The 3,864-nt window shown below is 63.6% G+C and carries 5 protein-coding genes; 3 read left to right on the top strand and 2 right to left on the bottom strand.

Features of this window, described 5'->3' with window-relative positions:
* The first annotated feature begins 443 nt into the window (after positions 1–443).
* Both leuC and IVA82_RS40525 read left to right on the top strand, forming a co-directional pair.
* Positions 444–1,850: a 3-isopropylmalate dehydratase large subunit gene (gene leuC, locus IVA82_RS40530; protein WP_247388784.1), complete on the top strand. Its 1,407-nt coding sequence runs from the start codon at positions 444–446 to the stop codon at positions 1,848–1,850.
* A 94-nt stretch (positions 1,851–1,944) separates the two neighbouring features.
* Positions 1,945–2,151, top strand: a complete 207-nt coding sequence (locus tag IVA82_RS40525) for a hypothetical protein (RefSeq protein WP_247388783.1) — start codon at positions 1,945–1,947, stop codon at positions 2,149–2,151.
* 58 nt (positions 2,152–2,209) lie between these two features.
* On the opposite strand, the gene IVA82_RS40520 is transcribed toward IVA82_RS40525, so the two are convergent.
* Positions 2,210–2,710, bottom strand: coding sequence for a hypothetical protein (locus IVA82_RS40520; protein ID WP_247388782.1), 501 nt, complete (start codon positions 2,708–2,710; stop codon positions 2,210–2,212).
* 176 nt (positions 2,711–2,886) lie between these two features.
* On the bottom strand, positions 2,887–3,162 hold the full coding sequence (locus IVA82_RS40515) for a hypothetical protein (protein ID WP_187436364.1): 276 nt from the start codon (positions 3,160–3,162) through the stop codon (positions 2,887–2,889).
* 160 nt (positions 3,163–3,322) lie between these two features.
* Here IVA82_RS40515 and IVA82_RS40510 point away from each other — a divergent pair, with 160 nt between their 5' ends.
* Positions 3,323–3,721, top strand: a complete 399-nt coding sequence (locus tag IVA82_RS40510; RefSeq protein ID WP_247388781.1) for a metallopeptidase family protein — start codon at positions 3,323–3,325, stop codon at positions 3,719–3,721.
* Positions 3,722–3,864: the final 143 nt, after the last annotated feature.

Raw genomic sequence — 3,864 nt, 5'->3', positions numbered from 1 at the left:
GCCCCGAGACCCGCATAATCCACCGAACCGCCGTATACGGACCCGTACGTACGGTGGTGTGGGAGGGGCGACGCCGCGAGGCGTCCCCCTATCCCGATTTGTCCCGCTGTCATTGCGAGCGCAGGGAAACAATCCAGGCTGTCTCCACGGATGCATTTCTGGATTGCTTCGCTGCGCTCGCAATGACGACCGTGGAAGCCTCTCGCGCTTTTACCTCTGCATGCTATATAGCTTCTAGAATGTTTCCAGATCTGACCAGCTTCGCATCCATCACGCGAATCGTCATCGACGATCGCTCGCGGCTGCCTGGCCGGTTCTTCGGACGCTTCGCGACCTCGGCAACGTCAGAACTTAGTCCCGCAGCTTAAACGCTGCGCTGAAGACGACTTTGTTGCCCCGCGCCTGATCGCGCATATCCGCTACACATTCCGGAGCTGACGCTCATGTCCAAGCCGACCACATTGTACGACAAGATCTGGAACGACCATCTGGTGCACGAAGCCGATGATGGCACCTGCCTGCTCTATATCGACCGCCATCTGGTGCACGAGGTGACCTCGCCGCAGGCGTTCGAGGGCCTGCGCGCCACGGGGCGCAAGGTCCACGCGCCGGAGAAGACGCTCGCCGTCGTCGATCACAACGTGCCGACCACCGACCGCACCAAGCCGAACCCCGACCCTGAAAGTATCGAGCAGATCAAGGCGCTGGCGGATAACGCCAAGGAATTCGGCATCGAATATTACAACGAGTTCGACAAGCGCCAGGGCATCGTCCACGTCATCGGCCCCGAGCAGGGCTTTACATTGCCCGGCACCACCATCGTCTGCGGCGACAGCCACACCTCGACGCATGGCGCATTCGGCGCGCTGGCGCACGGCATCGGCACATCGGAAGTCGAGCACGTGCTGGCGACGCAGACGCTGATCCAGAAGAAGGCCAAGAACATGCGCGTCACCGTCGACGGCAAACTGCCGGACGGCGTGACGGGCAAGGACATCATCCTGGCTATCATCGGCGAGATCGGCACCGCGGGCGGCACTGGCTACGTGCTGGAATACGCCGGCGACGCGATCCGCGCGCTGTCGATGGAAGGCCGCATGACGGTCTGCAACATGTCGATCGAGGGTGGCGCGCGCGCCGGCCTGGTCGCGCCCGACCAGAAAGCCTACGACTTCCTGCGCGATCGTCCCAAGGCGCCGAAGGGCGCGGCTTGGGATGCGGCGATGCGCTACTGGGAGGGCTTACGTTCCGACGAAGACGCGCATTTCGACCACGAGCTGCACCTCGATGCGGCGAAGCTACCGCCGATCGTGACCTGGGGCACAAGCCCTGAGGACGTGATCTCGGTGACCGGTATCGTGCCCGATCCCGACAAGATCGCGGACGAGGCCAAGCGTCTGTCGAAGCACCGCGCGCTGAAATATATGGGCCTGACCGCGGGCACGAAGATCACCGACATCAAGCTCGACCGCATCTTCATCGGCTCCTGCACCAATGGCCGCATCGAGGATCTGCGCGCCGCCGCCAAGATCGCGGAAGGCAAGCAGGTCTCGGCGAACGTCAACGCCATGGTCGTGCCGGGCTCCGGCATCGTGAAGGAGCAGGCCGAGGCGGAAGGTCTGGACAAGATCTTCATCAAGGCCGGCTTCGAATGGCGCGAGCCGGGCTGCTCGATGTGCCTCGCCATGAACCCGGACAAGCTGAAGCCGGAAGAGCGCTGCGCCTCGACCTCGAACCGCAACTTCGAAGGACGCCAGGGTTTCAAGGGCCGCACACATCTGGTGTCGCCGGCGATGGCGGCGGCGGCCGCGATTGCGGGCCACTTCGTCGACGTGCGGGAGTGGCGGTAAGCTGCTTCCTGCAATTTGAGCTAAAGCGCCAAACGATCGTTAATCGGCATCGCCGACATTGCGTCCTCGCGAGCATTTCGCGAGGACGCCCGCCATGGCCAACAAGCCTGAATATGTCGATCTGATCGGCGAGGCGACCCGCCAGCACCGGCGTCGGTCTGCGCCGCTGCGAGCCGTCCCCAGACCCGAGGTCGAAGAAACCTCGCGGCTCAGTCGCTGGCCGCCGGCGATGCTCAAGCAGTGGAAGCTCGAGACCTTGATGCGGTGGAAGCCGGCGTCGTGGAAGAAGGATTGGCTCTGAACCACGCGATAAACAAAGGGCGCCTCAGGCGCCCTTTTCATTTCAATCGATTGGCTGCTTACCAATAGCGGTACGGATGGTGCCAGCGATGCCAGCGGCAGATGCGGCGCGGGCCGTAATAGGTCCACACGATCCGGCAGCGGCGCGGATGGCTGTAATAGGGGTAGTAGCCGCCGTAATAGTAGCGCCGGTGGAAGTGGCGATAGCCGTAATGGGGGCGATAGACTCCGTAGCGATGATAGCCGCTATAGCGGTGAAATCCGCCGTAGCGATAGCCACCGCCGTGAAAGACCGGCGCGGCGCGGAAGCCGCCGCCGTGAAAGCCGCCGCCATGGAAACCGCCGCCATGGAAGCCGCCACCATGCCCACCGCCGCCGCCATGGCGAACCGGCGTGATCATGTCGTCGGCGACAGCCCTTGCCGCCGGCAACGCCGTCGGATTGATTGGGGTCATCGCTTCAGCGCGCTGCGCAGTCCCGGCCGACAGCATCAGCGTGGCAGTGGCCGCAAGACCGAGCAAGCGCATCGGGCTTGTCCCGAGACCGAAGATCCTCAGCATGGACTCCTCCCTGAATCTGGACAGCGGAGTTGCGACGCTCGTTCGCGGCGCGAACCATCCCTGCGCTCGCTCCAATCAGGCTAAGGGCAGCGACGTGAATGCCCCATGAATGAAGGACGTTCCGCGCACCGCGCTGCGGCCAGCGCAAGATGGGTAGCGCATTAAAAAAAGTGGTGTCAGCCCCGGCGCCAGTAGCAGCTCATATGCGGCACGATCACGGTGCCGCTGGGCCGGAATTCCTGAACGTAGGTCGCATTGCATTCGCGGACCGCGTCGGGACCCGGATTGTAGCGCGGGTAGACGCCGTCCGGGCTGTAATAGGGGGTGACCCGCAAGCGCGCCGGGGACCGCTTGCGCGGCGCCGGGGCGTCAGGCGAGGCCTGGGCCAATCGGATTTCGGGGCCGGCCGTCTGGGCTTCGGCGCTCCCGCAAAACGGCGAAAACAACCCCATGCAAAGTAGAACCAGTACCGCTGTTCCCGCCCGCATCGCACCACCCACCTGAAACGTCCCCATCGAGCCGCCGTACGCTCCCCGTTTTGGCGGCGCCCGTCAACCTCGCCGCGCTTATAAAGCCAGATGCATCGCCGGGAAACCCGGGCTAAGAGAGGGCATGTGGATGGAATTGAAAGCGCCCTCGCTGGCTGAGATGGAAGCGATGGCACATGACGTATTCGAGCGCCTGCCGGCGGAATTTCGTAAGCTCTGCGAGGGCGTGATCATCCGCGTCGACGACTTCCCGACCGAGGAGGTGCTCGACGAGATGGAATGCGAAAGCGAGTTCGACCTGCTCGGCTTGTTCCAGGGCGTCGGCCTGCCGCAGCAGAGTCTTGGCGACGTGGCACGGCTGCCCAACATGGTCTGGCTCTACCGGCGGCCGATCCTCGACTACTGGGCCGAGCATGATGAAAGCCTCGGCCATATCGTCCGCCACGTCCTGATCCACGAGATCGGCCACCATTTCGGCCTCTCGGACGACGATATGGCTGCGATCGAGGCGCAGGCGGATTAGAGGACAGTTGCCGCACCAAAGGTGCGCCCCCTCCCCCGCGTGCAGCAGGGCTGTCCCGGGAATGATTCACTATGCCGCAGCGCATGCCCGGCAAATCCAGCGTGAACCGGATACTTTCTGGTTGTCGAGACACAGAAAAGGGC

The organism is Bradyrhizobium sp. 142 (genome assembly GCF_023074015.1).
Taxonomy (GTDB): Bacteria; Pseudomonadota; Alphaproteobacteria; order Rhizobiales; family Xanthobacteraceae; genus Bradyrhizobium.
Note: the sequence above shows the minus strand (reverse complement) of the source record. Positions and strands in the feature narration are given on the sequence as shown.

What these genes read in the sequence shown, in the direction of transcription:
- leuC (WP_247388784.1), top strand. Translation starts at nt 444, where the DNA reads ATGTCCAAGCCGACCACATTGTACGACAAGATCTGGAACGACCATCTG.
- IVA82_RS40525 (WP_247388783.1), top strand. Translation starts at nt 1,945, where the DNA reads ATGGCCAACAAGCCTGAATATGTCGATCTGATCGGCGAGGCGACCCGC.
- IVA82_RS40520 (WP_247388782.1), bottom strand. Translation starts at nt 2,710, where the DNA reads ATGCTGAGGATCTTCGGTCTCGGGACAAGCCCGATGCGCTTGCTCGGT.
- IVA82_RS40515 (WP_187436364.1), bottom strand. Translation starts at nt 3,162, where the DNA reads ATGGGGTTGTTTTCGCCGTTTTGCGGGAGCGCCGAAGCCCAGACGGCC.
- IVA82_RS40510 (WP_247388781.1), top strand. Translation starts at nt 3,323, where the DNA reads ATGTGGATGGAATTGAAAGCGCCCTCGCTGGCTGAGATGGAAGCGATG.